The organism is Actinoplanes sp. NPDC048967 (assembly GCF_040649415.1).
Taxonomy (GTDB): domain Bacteria; phylum Actinomycetota; class Actinomycetes; order Mycobacteriales; family Micromonosporaceae; genus Actinoplanes.
The window spans coordinates 79,604-101,703 of record NZ_JBEZFL010000005.1; the positions used below are offsets into that span (position 1 = coordinate 79,604).

Sequence of the window (22,100 nt, forward strand, 5' to 3'; positions counted from 1 at the left end):
GCCCGTGGAACGCGTACCGGTCCTCAAGATCGGCGACATCCTGCTGGTGTCCATCCAGATCGACATGGAGGACCAGACCGCCCTGCAGCTGCAGGAGGATCTGGCCGACCGGATCGTGGCGACCGGCTGCCACGGCGTGATCATCGACATCAGCGCCCTGGACATCGTCGACTCCTTCGTCGGCCGCACGCTGGCCACCATCGCCTCGATCTCCCGGGTGCTGGACGCCGAGACAGTCGTCGTCGGGATGCGGCCCGCGGTGGCCATCACCCTCGTCGAGCTGGGTCTGTCGCTGCCCGGCATCCGCACCGCGCTGAACGTGGAACGCGGCATGGAGCTGCTCGCCCGCGAACGCGACTTCGAGTTCGACGACGAGGACGACGAGGACGACGCCGACGAGGCCGTCGTAGCCGCATCGTGACGGCCGGGGACGACATCGTCGCCAAGGAGACGCTGGCCATTCACTCCGACCAGGATGTCGTCCGGGTCCGCCAGCTGGTCCGCACTCTCGCCGTCTCGGTCAAGCTCTCCCTGGTCGATCAGACCAAGCTGGTCACGGCGGCCAGCGAGCTGGCCCGCAACACCCTGGTCTACGGTGGCGGTGGCACCGTCGTGGCCGGCCGGGTCGACAACGGGCGGCGCAGCGGGATCCGGATCGTTTTCAGCGATCACGGGCCGGGCATACCCGACCTGGATCTGGCGCTGACCGATGGCTACACCACCGGCGGTGGCCTGGGCCTGGGTCTGAGCGGGGCGCGACGGCTGGTCGACGAGTTCGACATCGACACCGCAGTCGGTCAAGGTACGACGATCAGCGTGATCAAGTGGTGCCGATGAGCGGAGGCGCGGTGGCGTCACTACCCGAGGGGCTCCTCGACGCGGGAGTCTGGTTCCGGGTGGAAGCCGCCGGTACGGCCGCCGCCGTCCGCCGGGCCGCCGAGCGGCTCGCCACCGAGCTGGGCATGCCTCCAGCCCGCATCGCCGACCTCGCCATCGTGGCCACCGAGACCGCCAGCAACCTCGTCAAGCACGCTGACGAGGGGACCCTGCTGCTGCGGGCGGTGCGCGTACCGGGGCGGGCCGGGGTCGAGATCCTGGCGTTGGACCGGGGTCCCGGCATGGCCGACATCACCCGCGCCATCGGCGACGGGCACTCCACGGCCGGCACCCTGGGCATCGGTCTCGGCGCCATCGTGCGCCAGTCGAGCTGGTCCGACCTGCACTCGGTGCCGGGCCGGGGCACGGTCATGGCCCTGCAGGTGTGGTCGGGCGAGACCCCGCCGCAGCCCTGGGCGGCCGGGCTGACCCGCCCGCTGACCGGCGAGCCGGTCAGCGGCGACGGCTTCGCCGTGCGCGAGGCCGACGGCCGCCGGCAGGTGCTGGTCTGCGACGGGCTCGGGCACGGGCGGCTCGCCCACGCGGCCACTCAGGAAGCGGTCCGGGTCTTCGCCGACGCGCCCGCCGTGCCACCGGCCGCGGTCGTGGAGGCGCTGCACCGCAAACTCAGCCACACCCGGGGCGCCGCGCTCGCCGTCGCGGAGCTCGACCCGGACGCCGGCCTGGTCCGCTATGCCGGCCTGGGCAACATAGCCGGCACGGTGCTCAACCCGGACGGCAGCCGCCGCGGCATGGTCTCGCTGCCCGGCATCGCCGGACACCAGCGCCGGCAGATCCGCGAGTACGACTACCCGCTGCCCGCCGGCGGCATCGTGCTGATGCACTCCGACGGCGTGGTCGACCGCTGGAAGGTCGCCGACTACCCGGGTCTGCTCGCACACTCATCGCAGGTCATCGCGGCGACCGTGCTGCGGGACGCCGGCACCCGGCGCGACGACGCCGGCGTTCTCGTGGCGCGTGGGTCATGACCAGCCCTGATCCCCTGGTGCGCACACGGCTCCGGGTGGAGCAGGACGTGTTCGCGGTCCGGCAGCTGGGGCGCGAGGTCGGCCGGCTGGTCGGCCTGGAGCCCCAGGACCAGATCCGGCTGGCCACCGCCCTCAGCGAGGTGGGCCGGCTGCTGGTCGCCACCGGCCGCGAGACCGAGGTCGTGTTCGCGGCCGGCCCGGACGGGGTACCTGCACTGACGGTGAAGCTGGAACACGCCGCGCACGGGGACGCGGACCGGCTCGCCGCCCAGCTGGCCCAGGTCGGACGCCTGGTGGACTCGATGGAGGTAAGGGATGGGGAGATCGGAACGGTCGTGCGGATGTCTCGTCGACTCCCGCCGAACGCGCCGATCCTGAGTCCCGACCGTATGGACGACATTCGTGCCGAACTCGCCGGTCATGTGCCGGGAACGCCGTTCGACGAACTCGCGGTGCAGAACCAGCAGCTCATCGCCACGCTGGACGAGGTACGCGCGCAACGCGACGACCTGGCCCGGCTGAACGCCGAACTGGAGGAGACCAACCGGGGCGTGATGGCCCTCTACCACCAGCTCTCCGACGAGCTGGAGGAGACCAACCGCGGCGTCGTCGCGCTCTACAACGAGCTGGACGAGAAGTCCGTGCAGTTGCGGGCGGCGAGCGAGGCGAAGAGCCGCTTCCTGGCCAACGTCAGCCACGAGCTGCGGGCACCGGTGACCGCGATCATCGGCCTGGGCCGGCTGCTCAGCGACGACGCCTCCGATCCGCTCACCGCCGAGCAGGAACGCCAGGTGGAGCTCATCCGGGGTTCCGCCGCCGACCTGCTCTCGCTGGTCAACGACCTGCTGGACCTGGCCAAGGCGGAGGCCGGCCGGATCGAGCCGGACTGGAGCGACGTCGACCTCAAGGCGGTGTTCGGCCAGCTCCGCGGCACCCTGCGTCCGCTGGCCACCCGGCCCGAGGTCGACTTCGTGGTGGAGGAGCCCGCCGTGGCCCGGCTGCGCTCCGACGAGGTGCTGCTCGCCCAGGTGCTGCGCAACCTGCTCACCAACGCCATCAAGTTCACCGCCGAGGGCTCGGTGCGGCTGGCCGCCACCCGGGTCGGCGACGAGGTCGAGTTCACCGTGGCCGACACCGGTGCCGGCATCCCGCCCGAGCTGCAGGAACGCATCTTCGAGGAGTTCTACCAGGTGCCCGGCAGCCACGCGCTGAGCGGCAAGGGCACCGGGCTGGGGCTGCCGTACGCCCGCCGGCTGGTCGGCATCCTGGGCGGCGCGCTGCGGGTGAGCTCGGAGCCGGGCCAGGGCAGCACGTTCACCGTCTCCCTGCCGGTGTCGCCATGACCCCGGCGACCGTGCTGGTCGTCGACGACAGCGCGACCAAGCGCTACCTGCTGGTGAGCTGGCTGTCGCGGGCCGGGTTCTCGGTGGTCGAGGCCGAGACGGGCGGCGAGGCCCTGCTCCGGCTCACCGAGGCCGACATCGACCTGGTCGTGCTCGACGTCAAGCTGCCCGACATGAACGGCTTCGAGGTCTGCGAGCGGATCAAGACCGATCCCGAGTACGGCGTCCTGCCGGTCATCCATGTGTCGGCGCACGCGGTCGACGTGGTGGACCGCACCCAGGGGCTGAACCGCGGCGCGGACGCCTACCTGGTCGAGCCGATCGAGCCGGACGAGCTCATCGCCACGGCCCAGGCCGTCCTGCGCTACTACCGGGCCCGGCAGCGCGCCGAGACGCTGGCCGCCCGGATGGTCCGGCTGGCCGAGACCACGCTGGCGATCAACTCGGCGTCGACGCTGCCCGGCCTGCTGCAGGCGGCGGCCGACGGGGCCCACGAGATCTTCGGCGGACCGATCGTGGTCGTGGCCGAGACGTCCGACGGCGACGGCGTGGCCGCGGTGGCGAACGGCGCCCCCGCGACGGTGCAGCCGTGGTCTGTCGAGGACCACGAGATCGCCGTCGGGTCCACGCTGCGTACCGATGACACGGCCGCCTGGAGCGGCGCCGGCCCGTGGCCGGAAGGTGAGTCGGTCGCGGTGGCGGCGGCTCGGCTGCGCAACGACCGGATGCCGGTCTACGTGGCCGTCCCGGCGAGCACGCAGAGCCCGGGCTTCCCGGTGCTGCGCCAGCTCGCGCAGGCGGTGGCGGCTGCCGTGGAGGCGCAGCGCTCGTACGACGAGGAGCACCGGATCGCCGTCACCCTGCAACGCAGCCTGCTCCAGTCCCGGCTGCCCGACGTGCCCGGGCTGGAGCTGGCGGTCCGCTACGAGCCGGCCGGCGCGCAGACCGAGGTCGGCGGCGACTTCTACGAACTGACCATGCTGGACGGCCGGCTGCTGGTGGCGATCGGTGACGTGGCCGGGCACTCGCTGCACGCGGCGACGGTGATGGCCGAGGTGCGGCACGCCGTGCGCGCGTACGCGGTCGAGGGACATCCGCCGGGCGCGGTGCTGGAGCTGGTCAACCGGTTCATGCGTACGGTGCTGCCGGCCGAGTCGGCGACGCTGTGCCTGCTCACCCTCGAGCCGGACACCGGCCGGATCCGACTGGCCAGCGCCGGCCACCTGCCCCCGCTGCTGCACGTGGCCGGCGAAGCCCACTTCCTCGAGCCACGCGGCCCGCTGCTGGGCATCAACGCGCCCCGCCCGGCCGACCTGGAGTTCGTCCTGCCGCCCGGCGGCACGCTGGTGCTCTACACCGACGGCCTGATCGAACGCCGGGACGCCGACATCGACGTGGGGCTGAACGCCCTGGCCGGCTGCGCCGCCCGGGTGGAGCCGAGCCTGGACGCCTTCTGCCAGCGGCTCCTGGTGAGCCTGGCCGGGGCGGGAGAACAGGCCGACGACATCGCGGTCGTCGCGCTGCGCCGTACCGCCGGATCCTGACGCGGCGCGAGCCCGGCCGACGCGGCCGGGCCCACGCACTCGGTCAGGCCCGGCCCAGGGTGTCGAGGGTCCAGGCGTTCACGAACGCCTCTTCCTTCCACGAGTCGTAACGGCCGCTGGGCCCGGCGTGCCCGGCGCCCATCTCGGTCTTCAACAGGTACGAGCCGTCGGGCGCGACCGACCGCAGCCGCGCGATCCACTTGGCCGGCTCGTGATAGAGCACCCGGGTGTCGTTCAGGCTGGTCACAGCCAGGATCTTCGGGTACGCCAGCTTCCCGACGTTCTCGTACGGGCTGTAGGACTTCATGTAGGCGTACACGTCGGCGTCCTCGAGCGGGTTGCCCCACTCCTCCCACTCCGTCACCGTCAGCGGCAGCGACGGGTCCAGGATGGACGTCAGCGGGTCCACGAAGGGCACCTGCGCGACGATGCCCGCGAAGGCCTCCGGCGCGATGTTCGCCACCGCGCCCATCAGCAGGCCACCCGCCGAACCGCCGCGCGCCACGAGCCGCTCCGGCGCGGTCCACGACGACGCCACGAGCGCCCGCGCGCACGCCACGAAGTCGGTGAACGTGTTCTTCTTGGCCAGCATCTTGCCCTCTTCGTACCAGCGCCGGCCCATCTCACCGCCGCCGCGGATGTGCGCGATGGCGTAGACGACGCCGCGGTCCAGCAGCGACAGGCGGGGGATGGAGAAGTACGGGTCCATGCTGATCTCGTAGGAGCCGTAGCCGTACAGCAGCAGCGGCGCGGTGCCGTTGCGCGGCGTGCCCTTGCGGGCGACGACGGAGATCGGCACCCGGGTGCCGTCGTCGGCGACCGCCCACTCGCGGAACTGCTCGTAGTCCGCCGCGTCGTAGCCGCCCAGCACCGGCTTCTGCTTGCGCAGCACCATCGCCCGGGTGATCAGGTCGACGTCGTAGACCGACTCGGGCGTGACCATCGAGGTGTAGCTGATCCGCACGATGTTCGTGTCGTACTCGGGATTGCCGGCCAGGCCGACGCTGTAGATCGGCTCCGGGAACTCCATGTCGTAGCTGTCGGTGCTGCCGTCGGCCAGCACACGCAGGCCGGTGAGCCCGTCGCGGCGCTGCGAGACGACCAGGTGCCGCTGGAACGCGTCGACGGACTCCAGCCGGGTGCCGGGCTGGTGCGCGATCAGCTCGACCCAGTCGCCCGGGTTGTCCACCGAGGTGTACGCCAGCGCGAAGTCCTCGGCGTTCTCGTTGTGCAGGATCAGGAAGCGGTGTCCGTGGTGCTCGACGGAATACTCGACGCCCTGGACCCGCTCGCGGATGACGGCGGGCTCGGCGGTCGGGCGGGCCGCGTCGATGACCCGTACCTCGCTGGTGACCTTGCTGTTGGCGTCGATGACGATGAACTTCTCGCTGCGGGTGAGCTCCACGCCGACCCAGAAGCGCTCGTCGGCCTCCTCGAAGACGACCACGTCGTCCGCGGCGGCCTGCCCGACGATGTGCCGCCACACCTTGTGGGGCCGCCAGGCGTCGTCGACGGTGATGTAGAACAGCGTGGACCCGTCGGCCGACCAGGCGGTGCCGTAGAAGGTGTCGGGCACCTCGTCACCGAGCACCTCGCCGGTGCGCAGATCCTTGACCTTGAGCAGGAAGCGCTCGTCGCCGTCGAAGTCGACGGAGTAGGCCAGGCGGTCACCGGCCGGGCTGACGTCGAAGGTGCCGAGCGCGAAGAACTGCTTGCCCTCGGCGAGCTCGTTGCCGTCGAGCAGCACCTCCTCGCCCGGCAGCGGGGCGCCGTCACCGGTGGCGGGCGGGTCGACGGCACCGGGGGCGGCGGCGACGCGGCACTGGATGCCGTACTGCTTGCCCTCGACCGTGCGGGTGTAATACCAGTAGCCACCCTTGCGGCTCGGCACCGACAGGTCCGTCTCCTGGGTGCGGCCCTTGATCTCGTTGAAGATCGTGTCCTGGAGGTCGGTGAGGTGTGCCGTGGCCGCCCTGGTCCAGGCGTTCTCCGCCTCGAGATAGGCGATCGTGTCCGGGTTGTCCTTCTGGGCGAGCCAGGCGAACTCATCCGTGACAGTGTCGCCGTGGAAGGTGCGCTCGGCGGGCACCTGACGGACCGCGGGCGGGGTCGTGGGCATGTCGGTGGTCACGCTGAACCACGTTACCGGGAGGGCAGTGCCCGGGGCGGTCACACGCACGTCTCCCCTCGCCATTCGAACATGTGTACGATATGCCAGAGTGGACGATCTTCGAGCTGTGCGATCTTCGGGGAGGGCTGATGGTGACCGCGCTTCCCGGGCGTGAGCCGCTGCTGCGCGCGCTGATCGACATATGTGGTCCCGACTTCGCCCGTGAGGCAGCCGCGCCGGACATGGTGGCCGGCCACCTGGCCAGCTTCGTCGCGGCGCCGGCCACGACCCGCGCGGTGATGGACACGATGCGCCTGGCCGCCGAGCGCGGCCTGGCGGTGGTGCCCCGGGGCAGTGGTTCCAAAATCGACTGGGGTGCCCCGCCGCAGGGCATCGACCTGCTGCTGGACACCCGGCGCCTGGACGGCATCTGGGACCACGACGCCGAGACGATGACGGCCCAGATCGGCACGGGCACGCCGGTGCGGGCGGTCCAGGCCGCGCTGGCGCTGCGCGGCCAGCGCCTGGCGGTCGACCCGCCGTCGGCGCAGGCGACGATCGGCGGCATGCTCGCGGTGAACGAGTCAGGCCCGCTCCGCCACCGGTACGGCAGCCCGGCGGCCCAGGTCGACCGGATCAGTTACGTGGACATTGAAGGGATGCCGGCGGAATCGGACGGCGAGCACGGCCGGCCCGGCATCGCCGAGGTGGCCGGCGTGATCGTGTCGGCCGGCGTCCGCCTGCAGCCCCTGCCGGCGGCCCGCCGCTGGGTGAACGTGCCGGTCGCGACGCCGCTGCAGGTCCACGACGTGGTCGAGGCGACGCTGGCGCAGCGCCTGTCGCCGAGCGCGATCGAGGTCGACCTGCCGGTCCCGGCGGGCAGCCGCACGGCGACGCAGCCCTCGGGAGCACTGGCGGTGCTGCTGGAAGGGGACGCGGCGGAGACGAGCGAGCGCGCCCGGCGGCTGGCGACGGTCCTGGGCGGTGCGGCCGTGGTAACGCCGACGGCGCCGAGATGGTGGGGCAGATACCCGTTCGGGCGCGAGGATGTGGCGCTGCGGATCGCTGTGCCGATCGCGGACCTGCACGCGGCGGTCTACGCGCTGCGCGACGTGGCGGGGATGGCGGTGCCGGTGCGGGGATCGGCCGGGATGGGGACCGTGCACGCGGTGCTGCCGGGGAGCCTGCCGCCCGAGCGGGTCGAGGGCATCCTCGACGCGGTGCGGGGGGTGCTGCTGGCTCGGGGCGGGCGGTGCGTGGTGGTCGCGGCCCCACCGCCGATCAGCACGACGGTGGCCATGGCCGGCCGTCGCGACCTCTTCTGACGGGCCTTTCGGGGCTTTGCCGGTTGGGTGGGTTCTTGCTGGGTCGGCTTTGCCGACTGGGTCGGGCTTTGCCGGTTGGGTGGGTCCTTGCTGGGTCGGCTTTGCCGACTGGGTCGGGCTTTGCCGGTTGGGTGGGCGCTCGCTGGGCCGGCTTTGCCGGTTGGGTGGGCTCTCGCCGGGCCGGCTTTGCCGACTTCGGGCTTCGCCGGTTGGGTCGGCCTTCGCGGAGCCCGCTTCCGCGAGCTGACCGGGCGGCCCGGCTGACCCGGGCGGCCCGGCCGGCCGGGTCAGCGGTAGGCGGGTTCGCGGGCCAGGGCGTCCGCGGCCAGATGGCGGCCCAGCTTGGCCAGGGACCCGACCGCGTAGGTCAGGTAGGCGAACTGGCCCATCTGGGCGACGTGGGTCAGCGCCAGCTGCTGCGACGTCAGCCGGCGGGGCAGCAGCGGTGTGCCCGCGCCCAGCATCGCCGGAGCCATGGCCAGGATGATCTCGTCGAGCAGGCCCGCGTCCGCGAACTCGCTGACCAGGTCGCCGCCGCCGGCCAGCCAGACGTTGCGGCCCTGGGCGGCGACCATCATGGCTTCGTGGACCCGCTGCACGTCGCCGCTGACCATGAAGACGTTGGCGTCCGGCACCGGCGGCAGCTCGCGGTGGGTGAAGACCCAGCACGGTACGTCGCCGTACATCTCGTGCCAGTTCTCCGGCTCCTCGAGCACGTTGTCGTTCTTCAGCACCCATTCGTAGGTGGCGGCGCCCATCGCGAAGGCGCCCACGCCGGAGAAGAACGCACCGAACGGGTTGTCCGTGCCCTCGTCGACCTCGAACAACCAGTCGAGCGAATTGTCCAGATCGGCGGTGAAGCCGTCGATGCTGGTCGCGGTGTAGTACTGCGTCTTTGCCACACCATCACGATGCCACGACGTAGCCGACAAAAGGGCCGATTCCGGCGTAGCGGGTCAGGCCGGCGGACCCACCGAATACGTCAGGTACGCGAACTGGCCCACCTGCTGCATCCCGGTCAGCGCAAGCCGCGAAGAAGTCAGCTTCCGCGGCAGCAGAGGCGCCCCGGTCCCCAGCGTCACCGGCGCCACCCCGAGCACGATCTCGTCCAGCAGCCCGGCGTCCGCGAAGGCCCCGGCCAGCTCACCCCCGCCGACGACCCACACGTTCTTGCCCTGGGCCGCCTCGGCCATCGCGGCGTGCACCGGCCGGACGTCACCCTGCACGAACCGCAGATCCGCGCCCGGAATCGGCGGCAGCGACCGGTGGCTGAACACCCACGCCGGGGTGTCGCCGTAGTACTCCGCCCACTTCAGCGGCTTGTCCAGCAGACCCTCGTGCTCCAGCACCCACTCGTAGGTGGTGGCACCCATGGCGAAGGCGCCCACCTCGGCGAAGAAGGACGCGAACGGCGCACTGTCCGCATCGCCTTCGTCGACCTCGAACAGCCAGTCGAGCGAATTGTCGGCATCGGCGATGAATCCGTCGATGCTCGTCGCGGTATAGAACTGTGTCTTCGGCACGGCATTCAGCTTGCCGCAGCGGTACGACAAAAAGCCGGTCTACAGGGCGTCGTTGCGCAGGACGAGGATCGCGATGTCGTCCCGCGGCTCCTCGACCGAGAAGTTGATCGTCGTCGAGCGCAGCCGGGCCGCCATCACATCCGCCGGGTAGCCCGCCAACGGCGTCGCCGCGTCCCGCAGGCGGGACGTGCCGAACAACTCCCGGCCGCGCCGCCGTTCTGTCACGCCGTCGGTGCAGAAGATCAGGGAGTCGCCCGGGTGCAGGGTCACGGTCACGTCCGGGGAGGTGATCGTCTCCAGCAGGCCGAGCGCCGTGCCGCCCTCGCCCACGAAGGATGTCCGGCCGTCCGCGCGGACCAGGACCGACCGGTCGTGGCCGGCCAGGTGCAGGCAGACCGCCAGGTCCGTGCCCGCCCGGGTCACCGTGGCCATGGCCAGCGTGCAGTAGCGTCCGCCGCCGCGCTGGACCAGGGTGCGGTTGACCCGGCAGAGGATCTCCGTCATCGGCTTGCCGTCGTCGACCAGGATCCGGATCACGTCGCGGACCAGGCCGGTCACCGTCGCGGCCTGGACGCCCTTGCCGGACACGTCGCCCACCACGACCACCCAGCGGTCGTCGCCGGCCGGGACGACGTCGTAGAAGTCGCCACCCACCTCCGAGCCCGTCGGGACGTACTCGGCGGCGAAGCCGATGCCGGTGACGTGCGGCAGCGCCGGGGGCAGCAGTGAGGCCTGCAGGGTCCGGGCGACCTTGCGGCGTTCGTCGTGGATGCGGGCGTTGTCGATGGCCAGCGCCGCGCGGCGGGCCACGTCCTCCAGTACCGCCACCTCGTCGCCGTCGTGCCGGTGCCGCAGGTGGCGGCCCACCGCCAGGGTGCCCAGGCGCTGCCCGCGGGCGACCAGCGGCACCGCGAAACCCTCCGGCGGGGTGCCGAACATGACCTGCTGGCCGAGCCGGGACGCCTCCTCGAGCCGGGCCAGGATCGAGTCCGGGCCGGTCTCGGCGAGCGTCGCGTGCAGCTGCGGCACGGCCGCCTCGTCGGCGTGGGTGGCCGCGGCGAGCTGCAGCCGGCCCCAGGCGTCCGTGGTGTGCACCGCGCACCACTGGCCGAGCCGGGGCACCACCAGCTGTGGGATCAGCGCCATCGTCAGGTTGACGTCCAGGGACTGGGCGAGCAGCTCGCTGGCCTCGGCCAGGAACGTCAGCCAGGTCTGCCGGCGCAGGTCGGCCCGGCGCAGCCGGTCGTTCTCCAGGTGCAGGGAGAAACGCTCGGCGACGATCGTGGCCAGCGGCTGGGCGTATCCGGCCGGGGACGCGTCCAGCTCCAGCTCACCCGAGTACGGCCGCTGCACGGTGAGCGGCACCCGGATGGTCTCGGCGTCGTCGCGGGGAGCGCGGCCGTGCCGGGCCAGCAGCTGACGTCCGCCGCCGTCGCCGCGGTCGAGCCGGACCACCCCGCCGGTGGCCCCGGTGAGCCGGGACAAGCGGGAGAGCAGCTCGGTGCCGAACTCGGCCAGGCTCTCGTCGGTGAGCCGTTCCGGGCTCATCTGCAGCAGCGTGGTCAGCTCGCCGACGGACGGGGCGACCTCGTCGTCGGCGATGGCCACGGGGATGCCGTCACGGGCCGGGCCCTTGCTCTCCAGCCGGAACCAGACGCCCTTGCCGACGCCCTCGTGCACGGTGCCCCAGCGGCTGGCGAAGTGGTCCACGAGCAGCAGTCCGCGACCACGCTCCGCGACCTCGCCGATGTCCGACTGCTCGTTGCGGGGGCCGACCGCCAGCTGCTCGACCGGCCCGGGGGCGAAGTCGGTCACCGTGACGGTGAGCCCGGCCGGGTCGGCGTCGACCTCGATGTCCACTTCCGTGCCGGCGTGCACCACCGCGTTCGTGGACAGCTCGGTGGTGAGCAGCAGGGCCTCGTTGACCAGGGAGTCCAGCCCGGCCTCCTCGAGCACCGAGCGGACCAGGGCGCGCGCCGCCGCGGGCGTACGCCGGTCGTTGGGCAGCCGGACCCGGCGTACCAGAGCTGCCGCGATACGTCCCGCCTCTACCGACACGTCTGCATCCTCTCCCGCCGACCGGCTTCACACAAAGCTGCACCTCGCGCCGGACTGTCCCGGCGAGGGATGATGGAGCGCCCCAGCCGTTGGACAGCGAATGAGGACAGCATGACTGCGACCCACCAGGTCAATGTCGGCGTGCCCGACGAGACTGCCGTGCTCGTCGAGCTCGCGGAAGCCCTACGCCGGGTGAGCCGTGGCGATTTCAAGGTTCGCCTGCCCCGGCGCAGCGGCGTCGCCGGTGAGGCCGCGGACGCCTTCAACGAGGTCGTGGCGCTGCAGGAACGGCAGAATCGCGAGGTGCGCCGGATCAGCCGGATCGTCGGCCGGGACGGCCGGCTGACCGAGCGGCTGGACGAGGAGGGCCTCGACGGCGCCTGGGCGGACAGCGCCCGCTCGGTGAACTCGCTGATCGACGACCTGGGCCGGCCCACCACGGAGATCTCCCGGGTCATCGTGGCTGTCGCGGACGGTGACCTCTCGCAGCACATGGCACTCGAGATGGACGGGCGACCCCTTCGGGGTGAATTCCTGCGCATCGGCCGGGTGGTCAACACGATGGTGGACCAGCTGTCGTCGTTCGCCGACGAGGTGACCCGGGTGGCCCGCGAGGTCGGCACCGAGGGCGAGCTCGGCGGCCAGGCCGACGTCCGTGGCGTGGCCGGCACCTGGAAGGACCTGACCGACTCGGTCAACACGATGGCGTCGAACCTGACCCACCAGGTGCGTTCGATCTCCCAGGTGGCGACGGCCATGGCCCGCGGCGACCTGTCGCAGAAGATCACCGTGACGGCCCGCGGCGAGGTCGCCGAGCTGGCCGACACCATGAACGGCGTGACCGACACCCTGCGGCTCTTCGCCGAGCAGGTCACCCGGGTGGCCCGCGAGGTGGGCACCGAGGGCAAGCTGGGCGGCCAGGCCGACGTACCCAATGTCGCCGGCACCTGGAAGGACCTCACCGACTCGGTGAACTCGATGGCGTCGAACCTGACCAGCCAGGTCCGCAACATCGCCCAGGTCTCCACCGCGGTCGCCAAGGGCGACCTGTCGCAGAAGATCACGGTGGCCGCGCAGGGCGAGATCCTCGAGCTCAAGGACACCGTCAACACGATGGTGGACCAGCTCTCGTCGTTCGCCGACGAGGTCACCCGGGTGGCCCGCGAGGTCGGCACCGAGGGCCGGCTGGGCGGTCAGGCCCAGGTCCGCGGTGTCTCCGGTACGTGGCGCGACCTCACCGAGAACGTCAACCAGCTCGCCGCCAACCTCACCGACCAGGTCCGCAACATCTCCCAGGTCTCCACCGCGGTCGCCAAGGGTGACCTGTCGCAGAAGATCACGGTCGACGCCCGCGGTGAGATCGCGGAGCTGAAGAACACCATGAACACGATGGTCGACCAGCTCTCGTCGTTCGCCGACGAGGTGACCCGGGTGGCCCGCGAGGTGGGTTCCGAGGGCAAGCTGGGCGGTCAGGCCGAGGTCAAGGGCGTTTCCGGTACGTGGCGGGACCTGACCGACAACGTGAACTACATGGCGTCCAACCTGACCAGCCAGGTCCGCAACATCGCCTCGGTCACGACCGCGGTGGCCAAGGGCGACCTGTCGCAGAAGATCACGGTCGACGCCCGCGGCGAGATCCTGGAGCTGAAGTCGACGGTCAACACGATGGTGGATCAGCTGTCGTCGTTCGCCGACGAGGTGACGCGAGTTGCTCGTGAGGTGGGCTCGGAGGGCAAGCTCGGTGGTCAGGCCCAGGTGCGCGGGGTGGCCGGCACGTGGCGCGACCTGACCGACAACGTGAACTCGATGGCGTCCAACCTGACCGCCCAGGTCCGCAACATCGCCCAGGTCTCCACCGCCGTCGCCCGCGGCGACCTGTCGCAGAAGATCACGGTCGACGCCCAGGGCGAGATCCTGGAGCTGAAGTCGACGGTCAACACGATGGTCGACCAGCTGTCCTCGTTCGCCGACGAGGTGACCCGGGTCGCCCGCGAGGTGGGCTCGGAGGGCAAGCTCGGTGGCCAGGCCCAGGTGCGCGGCGTCGCCGGCACCTGGCGCGACCTGACCGACAACGTGAACTACATGGCGTCCAACCTGACCGCCCAGGTCCGCAACATCGCCTCGGTCACCACGGCCGTGGCCAAGGGCGACCTGTCGCAGAAGATCACGGTCGACGCCCGCGGCGAGATCCTCGAGCTCAAGGACACCGTCAACACGATGGTCGACCAGCTCTCGTCGTTCGCCAACGAGGTCACCCGGGTCGGCCGCGAGGTCGGCATCGAGGGCAAGCTCGGCGGTCAGGCCGAGGTCAAGGGCGTTTCCGGTACGTGGCGCGACCTCACCGACAACGTCAACCAGCTGGCCTCCACGCTGACCACCCAGCTGCGCGCCATCGCTGAGGTGTCGACGTCGGTGACCCGCGGTGACCTGACCCAGAGCGTGGCCGTCGAGGCCCAGGGCGAGGTGGCCGAGCTCAAGGACAACATCAACCAGATGATCGTCACGCTGCGCGAGACCACCAAGGCGAACGCGGAGCAGGGCTGGCTGGACTCCAACCTGGCCCGCATCGGTGGCCTGCTGCAGGGCCAGCGGGACCTCGGCGAGGTCTGCCGCATGATCATGACCGAGGTGACGCCACTGGTGGACGCGCAGCTCGGCGCCTTCTTCATGGTCGATCACGAGGAGGCCGTGATGCGGCTGCGGCTGGCCGCGTCGTACGGCTACGTCGCCCGCAACCATGAGGTCACTTTCGGCCCCGGTGAGGGACTCGTCGGCCAGGCCGCGGTCTCCCGCCGTACGATCCGGGTCCGGGCGACCCACGACGGCGTCCTGACGATGCGCTCGGGTCTCATGTCGATGCCGCCGAACGACCTGGTCGTGCTGCCGGTGCTGTTCGAGGGCGAGATGCTCGGCGTGATCGAGTTCGCCTCGGTGGCCGCGTTCTCCGGGCTCCACCTGACCTTCCTGGAGCGCCTGGTGGCGGCCATCGGCGTCGCCCTCAACACCATCCAGGCCAACCGGCGTACGGAGGAACTGCTCGCCCAGTCGCAGCGCCTGGCCCGCGAGATGCAGGACCAGTCGGCCGAGCTCCAGCGCACCAACGCCGAGCTGGAGGACAAGGCGCAGCTGCTCAGCGAGCAGAAGGGCAACATCGAGACGAAGAACCGGGAGATCGAGCTGGCCCGCCTCGGCCTCGAGGAGAAGGCGCAGCAGCTGTCCCGGGCGTCGGCGTACAAGACCGAGTTCCTGGCCAACATGAGCCACGAGCTGCGTACGCCGCTGAACTCGCTGCTGCTGCTGGCCCGGCTGCTCGCCGACAACCCCGAGCACAACCTGACCGAGAAGCAGATCGAGTTCGCCCGCACCATCCACAGCGCCGGCTCCGACCTGCTGTCGCTGATCGACGACATCCTGGACCTCAGCAAGATCGAGGCCGGCCGGATGGACGTCGAGCCGGACCAGGTCGACTTCGACGGCGTCCGCAGCTACGTCGAGCAGGCCTTCATCCCGCAGGCCGAGGAGAAGGGCCTGGAGCTGCGGGTGGCGGTCTCGCCGGAGCTGCCCGAGTCGATCGTCACCGACGCCCAGCGACTCCAGCAGATTCTGCGCAACCTGCTCTCCAACGCGGTCAAGTTCACCGACAACGGCTCGGTGACCCTGAGCATCTACCCGGCGCCGGCCGACCTCGACTTCGACATTCCCGGGCTGGCCTCGGCCCACCAGGTGGTCGCCTTCGCGGTCAGCGACACCGGCATCGGCATCTCCGACGAGAAGCTCAGCCTGATCTTCGAGGCGTTCCAGCAGGCCGACGGCACGACCAGCCGCAAGTACGGCGGCACCGGCCTGGGCCTGTCGATCAGCCGCGAGTTCGCCGCGCTGCTCGGCGGCACGATCGTGGTCTCCTCAGCCCCCGGCGAGGGCTCGACGTTCACGCTCTACATGCCGGACGTCCTGATCGGCGACGCGATCCCGACGCCGTCCCTGCCGCAGCTGCCCGCGTCGACCTCGGCCGGTGAGCCGCGCCGCACGCTGTCGTCGCTGGACCTCCCGTTGATCACGCCCCGCCCGGAGCTGGAGACGCACACGGTCAGCCCGGCCAGCCGCCAGCTCGACGGCGCCACCGTGCTGATCGTCGACGACGACGTGCGCAACGTCTTCGCGCTGACCAGCGCCCTGGAGATGCACGGGCTCAACGTGCTCTACTCCGACAACGGCGTGGACGGGGTCCGGCTGCTGGCCGAGCACCCCGAGGTCGACATCGTGCTGATGGACGCGATGATGCCGGAGCAGGACGGCTACGAGACCACCCGCGGAATCCGCCGCAATCAGCGCTTCGCGGACCTACCGGTAGTCTTCCTGACAGCGAAGGCGATGCCCGGCGACCGGGAGTCGGCGCTGGCGGCGGGGGCGAGCGACTACATCACCAAGCCGGTCGACCTGGACGAGCTCATCGAGCTGATGGCCCGCTGGGTGAACGCGTCCGACAATTCCGGGACGGAGCACAAGGATGGGTGAGCGGGCCAAGGCGTTGCTGGTCGACGACCGGCGCGACAACCTGCTGGCGCTGGAGGCGATCCTGCAGGGCCTGCCGGTGCAGGCGGTCGCGGTGGAGAGCGGCGAGGCGGCACTGAAGCAGCTGCTCACGGACGACTTCGCGGTGATCCTGCTGGACGCGCAGATGCCCAACATGGACGGCTTCGAGACGGCCGGCCACATCAAGCGCCGCGAACGCACCCGGCACGTACCGATCCTGTTCCTGACGGCGGCCGACCGTGACGCCCAGCTCGCCCTGCGCGGCTACGCGGTCGGCGCGGTCGACTACCTGACGAAGCCGTTCGACCCGTGGGTGCTGCGGGCCAAGGTCTCCATCTTCGTCGAGCTGTGGACCAAGACCCAGCAGCTCAAGGCCCAGGCCGAAGCCAGCCGGGAGCGGGAGGCGCAATGGCAGCGCCTGACCGACCTGGTGGACGAGGCCGCGAGAGCTCTGCGCGCCGGCGGCGACGAGGCTGCCGGTGAAGCCCTGGAGCTGCTGGAGAAGGCCCGCTGGGGCAACTGATTCACCGGCCGACGAGGTCGAAGGTGTAGACGGCGCCGCCGGCGCTGCCCGCACTGATCCCGGTCCCGTCCGGCAGGGCGACACAGGTGGTCAGCGCGGCGTCGACCCGCATCGCGGCGACCGGGGCCGGTTCGTCGGGACGCCACACGGTGATGGTGCCTTCGCGGGAGGCGGCGGCTATCCAGCCGCCGTCCGGTGCGATCGTCAGGGCGCTGACCGACCGGTCGTGTCCGGTCAGCACGTGCCGGCAGGCGCCGGACGCGAGATCCCAGATCCGCACCGAGCCGGCCGCGCTGCCGGCGGCGAGCCAGCTGCCGTCCGGGGCCACGACCAGCCCACTGATCCACCCCTGGTGGCCGCCGAAGACGTGCCGGCAGGCGCCGGTGACGGGGTCCCAGATCCGCACCGTGAAATCACCGCTGCCGGTGGCCAGCCAGGTGCCGTCCGGGGCCGGCACGGCCGGACCGATCCAGTTGCCGTGGCCGGTCAGATGATGCTGGTGACGGCCCGTGCTGGGATCCCAGATCCGCACGGTGCCGTCGATGCAGCCGGTGGCCAGCCAATCGCCCTGCGGGCTCACGGTGAGGCGTCCCACCGGATTCCCGTGGCGCAGCACGTGCCGGCACTCACCCGTGGCGGGGTCCCAGATCCGCACGGTGGTGTCCCCTCCTCCGGTCGCCAGCCAGGTGCCGTCCGGAGCGACCGCAAGGGCGCGAATCCAGTCGTGCTGGTCGCGCAGCACGTGCCGGCACCGGCCGGTGAGCGGCTCCCAGATCCGGGTTGAACTCACCCCGGTCGCGGCCAGCCAGGTGCCGTCGGGCGCGACGGCCAGCGCACCGATGGGACTTCCGTGCCCCCTGATGACCTGCCGGCAGGAGCCGGTGGCGGCGTCCCAGACCCGTACGGTGTGGTCCTCGCCGGCCGTGGCCAGCCACGTGCCGGCGGGTTCGCTCACCAGGGCCGTGATCCGGTTGCTGTGGCCGTCCGGGGCGTCGTCGGCCGACGACGTCACGGGCTCCCAGGTCCGCGCCGTGCGGTCGTAGCCGGCCGTGACCATCCACTGCCCGGTGGGTGCGGTGGCCAGCACGGTGATCCGGTCGGTGTGGCTGGAGCAGACCCCGGTGCACTTGCCGGTCGAGGGATCCCAGAGCCGGACCGTGCGGTCGTGGCCCGTGGTGGCCAGGCGTGGCTCCGCACCCGCCACGATCGCCAGCGCGACCACCCAGTCGGTGTGGCCGGACAGCACCTGCCGGCAGCGACCTGAGGCCGGGTCCCAGATCCGGACGGTGTTGTCGTGGCTGGCCGTGGCCAGCCAGGCCCCGCCCGGTCCGGCGACCATCGCGCAGACGATTCCCGTGTGGCCGCGCAGGACGTGCCGGGCCGTCCCGGTCGCCGGGTCCCAGATCCGGACCGTGCTGTCGCCGCCGGCGGAGGCGAGCCAGGCTCCGTCCGGTGCCGCGGCCAGGCAGGCGATCCAGTTGGTGTGGCCGTCGAGGACGTGGGTGCGCTGACCCGTCGCGGTGTCCCAGAGGCAGACAATGTGGTCCTGCCCGGCGCCGGCGATCCACCGGCCGTCCGGGGCGACGGCGAGCGCGGTCAGCCGGTCCGTGTGGCCGGTGAGCACCGCCCGGCAGTCACCGGTGGCGGTGTCCCACAGCCGTACGGTCCGGTCGTCACCGGCGCTTGCGATCGATCCGCCCGGGGCGGGAACCGCCAGCGCCGTCACCGGGCCGGTGTGGCCGGCCAGGATCTGCCGGAGTGCGCCGGTTGCCGGATCCCACAGCCGTACGGTGTGATCGGCGCTCCCGGTGGCCAGCCACCTTCCGTCGCTCGCCGTGGCGATGGCGGTGATCTCGCTGCTGTGTCCGGTCAGGACATGCTCGGTGGCGCCGGTGCCCGGGTTCCAGATCCGCACGGTGTGGTCGCCGCCGCCCGTGGCGATCCAGCTGCCGTCGGGGGCCACGGCGAGCGCGGTGACCCGGTCGGTGTGGCCGGTGAAGGTCCGCAGCAGCGCCGGGTGGGGCAGGTCGGGCAGGGGCCAGCGGTTGGCCAGGCGCGGCGTGGGCAGGCCGGGCACGTGTTCGCTGATCGTGGACTGGAACGTCGCGATGAAGTCGAGCCGGCTGACCAGCACCGCGCCCAGGGAGTGCTCGGGAACGATCGGGGTCAGCAGATGGGCGTTCTGCCTGATCTTGCGGCCGAGGAGCCGCGCGAGGTCGGTGGGCACCCGGGCGAGGTCCGCCTCCGCCCCGGCGGGGCCGTGCCGCCGCAGCCGGCCGGCGATCCAGCGCAGATCGGTGACCGTGGCGGCCAGGTAGTCCGGTTGCCCGGCGCCGAGTACGTGGTCGGCGAAGTGCCGGATCAGATAGTCGTGCTGCTCCGGCAGGTCCCACCACGCCGGTCCGCTCGCGGTGAACACCGTCCGCGCGGCCGCGTCCAGCAGCCGGCCGTGCAACGGGCGCAGACCGGACTCGCCGACCTCGTGGATCAGGTAGGACCGGATCACGTCGTGCAGGCGGACCGTGCCGGCGTCCTGCCGATATTCCAGGACGAGCGCGAGGTCGGCGAGCGTCTGGCAGACGGCGCGGACCTTCCGCGCGCTGGTGGCCCACAGCATCTCGAGGACGGTCACGGGTACGTCGGCGTCCTCCGAGAAGACGGCCATCTCGCGGAACTGCTCCACGGTGTCGGCCGGGAGCAGGTCCAGGCTCGCCCGGACGGTGGCCCGTACGGCCCGGCCGCGGTCGTGCACGTTGTCCAGGTCGAAGGCGACCGGTCCGTCCTCGTCGAGCCGGTCGGCGACGTCCTGCAACGCCTGGTCCACCGGGGTGCCGTAGTCCACCGCGCGGACCAGGGCCCGGTTGGCCAGCGTCAGCAGCACCGGCCAGCGACCGGTCGCGGCGACCACCCGGTCGACCGGGCGGCCGGCGATGCCGGGGACGTCGCGGGTCAGCAGAGCCGCCGCCTGCGCCGCGGTCATCCGGTCGAGCGGCACGCTGCTGCGCGGGTCGACCAGCCGCCGGTGCCGCGTGGTCAGCAGCCGGCGGCAGCGGCGGCCACCGCAGAGGAAGGGTTCGACCTGCTGGTCGGTCCAGGCGTCGTCGATGACCAGCAGCATCGGGTCCGGCTGGGCGTCCAGGACCTCGCCGAGCCGGAAACCGGCCTGCAGGGGATCGGTCAGGGCCGGCCGCAGCCCGGTGAGCTGGACGACCAGGTCGTTCACCCGGGCGGCCAGCTCGGCGCCGGCCACCTGTTCGCCCAGCGTGACCCACAGCAGGCCACCCGGGAACCGCTGTTTCGTACGCGGCTCGTGGCAGATCCACTTCGCCAGCGTGGTCTTGCCGAAGCCACCGGTGCCGTGCACGCCCGTGATGCCGACCGGGTCGCTGTCGTCGGCGCACACCAGGTCCAGCAGCCGGTCGGTGACCTCGGGCCGCGCGACGATGTCGGCGGTGAGCCGGGGCGCCAGCCACGGCCGGCGCGGCTCCGCCGAGACCGGTACCACGCTGTGTCCCCCGTCCGAGCCGAGTCCGCGGTCCAAGGTAGAACCGTATCGCTGCGCTCACGAACAGTCATCCCCGCGCAGTCGGTCGCGCTTACCTAACGCAGCGTCCAGTGCTGCGGGAAGAGCTCCTGGACCGGGGTGACGATCGGGCCGTTACCGCCGGGTCGGTAGTGCACCATCCCGGAAGTGGCGGTGACCGACAGGTCCCAGGCGAACGACCAGGTGCGGTCGTCCTGGGTCACGTCGGCCCGCAGCCGCCACCGTACGAGCGCCGGGTCGCTGGTCAGCGCGGCCAGGACCACGCGGGCCCGTCCGCCCGCCGGCACCAGCGGTGGTCCGTCCGGCACCCACCGGGGTGGACGTCCGTGAGCGTCCCGGGCTGTCCGCACGAGCGCCGGTACGGCATCCAGGACCACCTCGTAGTGCGGGATCTCCAGCGGCTCGAAGGCGGCGGCCGCCCGCCGCCCCGGCTCCTCGAGATCCGCGCTGAGCACCAGGTCCGGTTGCCGGGGCAGCGCCACGCTGATGCCGTCCGCGGTGAGCGACTCGCGCCCGGTCACCTGTGCCCGCAGCCGGTCGAGGGTGATGTCGCGGTCCGGGCCGGCGGTGAGGACGAGGAAGACGTTGTGCCCGGTCACCGGTATGTGCACGGGGGCCGGGCCGACCTCGGAGCTCGGCGAGCGCACCAGTGTGATGTGTGAGCGGGTGCTCAGCTCCGCGGTGAAGGGCGCGGCCACCGGTGCGGTGGGCGCTACCGGCCTGGTGAGGATCTGGGCAGCGTAGAACTGACCGCCGGTTTCGGCGGGCGGTCGGCTTCCGGTCGGTTCCACACCTGCGCTCCTTCGTTCGGTCAACGGACCCTCAGCCCGGCCGGGCCGTCGTCCGGAACGGCTGTCCGCCGAGGTCCACGCGGCGCGTGTCGCTGCGCCCGGCGCAGGTCCAGTCCAGCTCCAGCGCCCACCGGACGTCGGCGGTCGCGGTGTGCACGGTCAGGTCGAAGACCTCGGGGTCGTCGGGGGTGACCTTGAACGGGAAGCCGGCGTCGCCGAGCTGCTCCAGGCTTGCCGGATCCTCGTCGAGGTGCACGGCGAACGGCCGGACCGGCACGACACCGTGGTGCGGGACGAGGTCACCCGCGGCCGGTCGGCGGGCCAGGACCACCGGGCGCAGCTCGGTCAGCACGACGGCGGGCGGCTCGGGGGCCTCGACGATCAGGCGTACCCGGTGCCCGCTGGCGGGCACCTCGTGCACCCCGTCAGGGCCGCGGACTACCAGGTAGCTGACGTCGGCGAGCTTGACGGTGACGGTCAGCGGATCGCCGGCCAGGGCCTCGGCCGCTCTTGTCCCGCGTCGCTGACCTGCCCGTTGCCCGGCCAGCTCGGCGAGCACGCGGCGATGCTGCACCTGCCACGCGTCGAGATCCGGTGGGTCCGGCCATCCGGCGTGGCGGTGACAGACGCGGACGAACGTTGCCACGAACTCCCAGTCCGGCAGCGTACGGCCGTGGAGCTTGTCATCGATGGTGGCGCGGGGGTAGGGGCGACCCGTCCGGCGGGTGAGGCGCTCCAGCTCCCGCAGTGACGGCTCTCCCGCCCGCCGCCGGAGATCGCGTAACCGCGCGGCGAAGCCCGTCATCGGCGGCTGCCCGGCGCTGTCCACTCAGGAACACTAGATCCGGCCGCGCCGCGCTGTCCCACGTCTGTCCGGAGCCCGTCCGAGAAGATCGCCGGACGCGGGCCCGGACAGCGACCGTGGACCCATGACCAGAGCG

Annotated in this window: 15 protein-coding genes; 8 read left to right on the forward strand and 7 right to left on the reverse strand. The window is 71.8% G+C overall.

All coding sequences use genetic code 11. The annotated features are described in order from the left end of the window. Nucleotides 1-4: 4 nt before the first annotated feature. From AB0C12_RS22125 to AB0C12_RS22145, 5 genes are read left to right on the forward strand one after another with little or no spacing between them, the layout of a single operon-like run. Entirely contained in the window at nt 5-421 is a 417-nt protein-coding gene (locus AB0C12_RS22125) for an STAS domain-containing protein (protein WP_360550747.1), read from the forward strand. After that, nucleotides 418-837, forward strand: coding sequence for an anti-sigma regulatory factor (locus AB0C12_RS22130; protein ID WP_360550749.1), 420 nt, complete (start codon nt 418-420; stop codon nt 835-837). Before AB0C12_RS22125 ends, AB0C12_RS22130 begins: the two co-directional genes overlap by 4 nt. After that, entirely contained in the window at nt 834-1,865 is a 1,032-nt protein-coding gene (locus tag AB0C12_RS22135) for a SpoIIE family protein phosphatase (protein WP_360550751.1), read from the forward strand. Before AB0C12_RS22130 ends, AB0C12_RS22135 begins: the two co-directional genes overlap by 4 nt. Further along, entirely contained in the window at nt 1,862-3,208 is a 1,347-nt protein-coding gene (locus AB0C12_RS22140) for a sensor histidine kinase (RefSeq protein WP_360550753.1), read from the forward strand. Before AB0C12_RS22135 ends, AB0C12_RS22140 begins: the two co-directional genes overlap by 4 nt. Then, nucleotides 3,205-4,752 (forward strand): fused response regulator/phosphatase, encoded by a 1,548-nt coding sequence (locus AB0C12_RS22145; RefSeq protein ID WP_360550755.1) that lies wholly within the window; start codon nt 3,205-3,207, stop codon nt 4,750-4,752. Before AB0C12_RS22140 ends, AB0C12_RS22145 begins: the two co-directional genes overlap by 4 nt. A 43-nt stretch (nt 4,753-4,795) precedes the next feature. On the opposite strand, the gene AB0C12_RS22150 is transcribed toward AB0C12_RS22145, so the two are convergent. Next, nucleotides 4,796-6,883 carry a S9 family peptidase gene (locus AB0C12_RS22150; RefSeq protein ID WP_360550757.1) on the reverse strand — a complete coding sequence of 696 codons (2,088 nt, stop codon included), beginning with the start codon at nt 6,881-6,883 and terminating at the stop codon, nt 4,796-4,798. Nucleotides 6,884-7,011: 128 nt separating this feature from the next. Between AB0C12_RS22150 and AB0C12_RS22155 the strand changes: the two genes are divergently transcribed. Beyond that, the gene (locus AB0C12_RS22155) at nt 7,012-8,187 is read left to right on the forward strand and encodes an FAD-binding oxidoreductase (RefSeq protein WP_360550759.1); all 1,176 of its coding nucleotides are present in this window, start codon (nt 7,012-7,014) and stop codon (nt 8,185-8,187) included. 287 nt (nt 8,188-8,474) lie between these two features. Here AB0C12_RS22155 and AB0C12_RS22160 read toward each other — a convergent pair whose 3' ends face one another. From AB0C12_RS22160 to AB0C12_RS22170, 3 genes are read right to left on the reverse strand one after another with little or no spacing between them, the layout of a single operon-like run. Then, a complete protein-coding gene (locus AB0C12_RS22160; RefSeq protein WP_360550761.1) occupies nt 8,475-9,089 on the reverse strand; it encodes a dihydrofolate reductase family protein in 615 nt (204 codons plus the stop codon). Between the two features lie 54 nt (nt 9,090-9,143). After that, a complete protein-coding gene (locus tag AB0C12_RS22165) occupies nt 9,144-9,710 on the reverse strand; it encodes a dihydrofolate reductase family protein (protein ID WP_360550763.1) in 567 nt (188 codons plus the stop codon). 39 nt (nt 9,711-9,749) lie between these two features. Then, nucleotides 9,750-11,768 (reverse strand): SpoIIE family protein phosphatase, encoded by a 2,019-nt coding sequence (locus AB0C12_RS22170; RefSeq protein WP_360550765.1) that lies wholly within the window; start codon nt 11,766-11,768, stop codon nt 9,750-9,752. A 111-nt stretch (nt 11,769-11,879) separates the two neighbouring features. Between AB0C12_RS22170 and AB0C12_RS22175 the strand changes: the two genes are divergently transcribed. Together AB0C12_RS22175 and AB0C12_RS22180 are read left to right on the forward strand one after the other, a co-directional pair. Beyond that, on the forward strand, nt 11,880-16,283 hold the full coding sequence (locus AB0C12_RS22175; protein WP_360550767.1) for a HAMP domain-containing protein: 4,404 nt from the start codon (nt 11,880-11,882) through the stop codon (nt 16,281-16,283). Further along, nucleotides 16,276-16,824 (forward strand): response regulator, encoded by a 549-nt coding sequence (locus AB0C12_RS22180; protein ID WP_360550769.1) that lies wholly within the window; start codon nt 16,276-16,278, stop codon nt 16,822-16,824. The genes AB0C12_RS22175 and AB0C12_RS22180 overlap by 8 nt, the downstream gene beginning before the upstream one ends. Before the next feature lies 1 nt (nt 16,825). Here the strand turns inward: AB0C12_RS22180 and AB0C12_RS22185 are convergent, their stop codons facing one another. The 3 genes from AB0C12_RS22185 to AB0C12_RS22195 are packed head-to-tail and all read right to left on the reverse strand — an operon-like array spanning nt 16,826 to nt 21,988. Beyond that, nucleotides 16,826-20,365 carry an NB-ARC domain-containing protein gene (locus tag AB0C12_RS22185; RefSeq protein WP_360550771.1) on the reverse strand — a complete coding sequence of 1,180 codons (3,540 nt, stop codon included), beginning with the start codon at nt 20,363-20,365 and terminating at the stop codon, nt 16,826-16,828. A gap of 59 nt (nt 20,366-20,424) precedes the next feature. After that, a complete protein-coding gene (locus tag AB0C12_RS22190; protein ID WP_360550773.1) occupies nt 20,425-21,159 on the reverse strand; it encodes a hypothetical protein in 735 nt (244 codons plus the stop codon). Between the two features lie 31 nt (nt 21,160-21,190). Further along, nucleotides 21,191-21,988, reverse strand: a complete 798-nt coding sequence (locus AB0C12_RS22195; RefSeq protein ID WP_360550775.1) for a hypothetical protein — start codon at nt 21,986-21,988, stop codon at nt 21,191-21,193. Between the last annotated feature and the right edge of the window lie 112 nt (nt 21,989-22,100).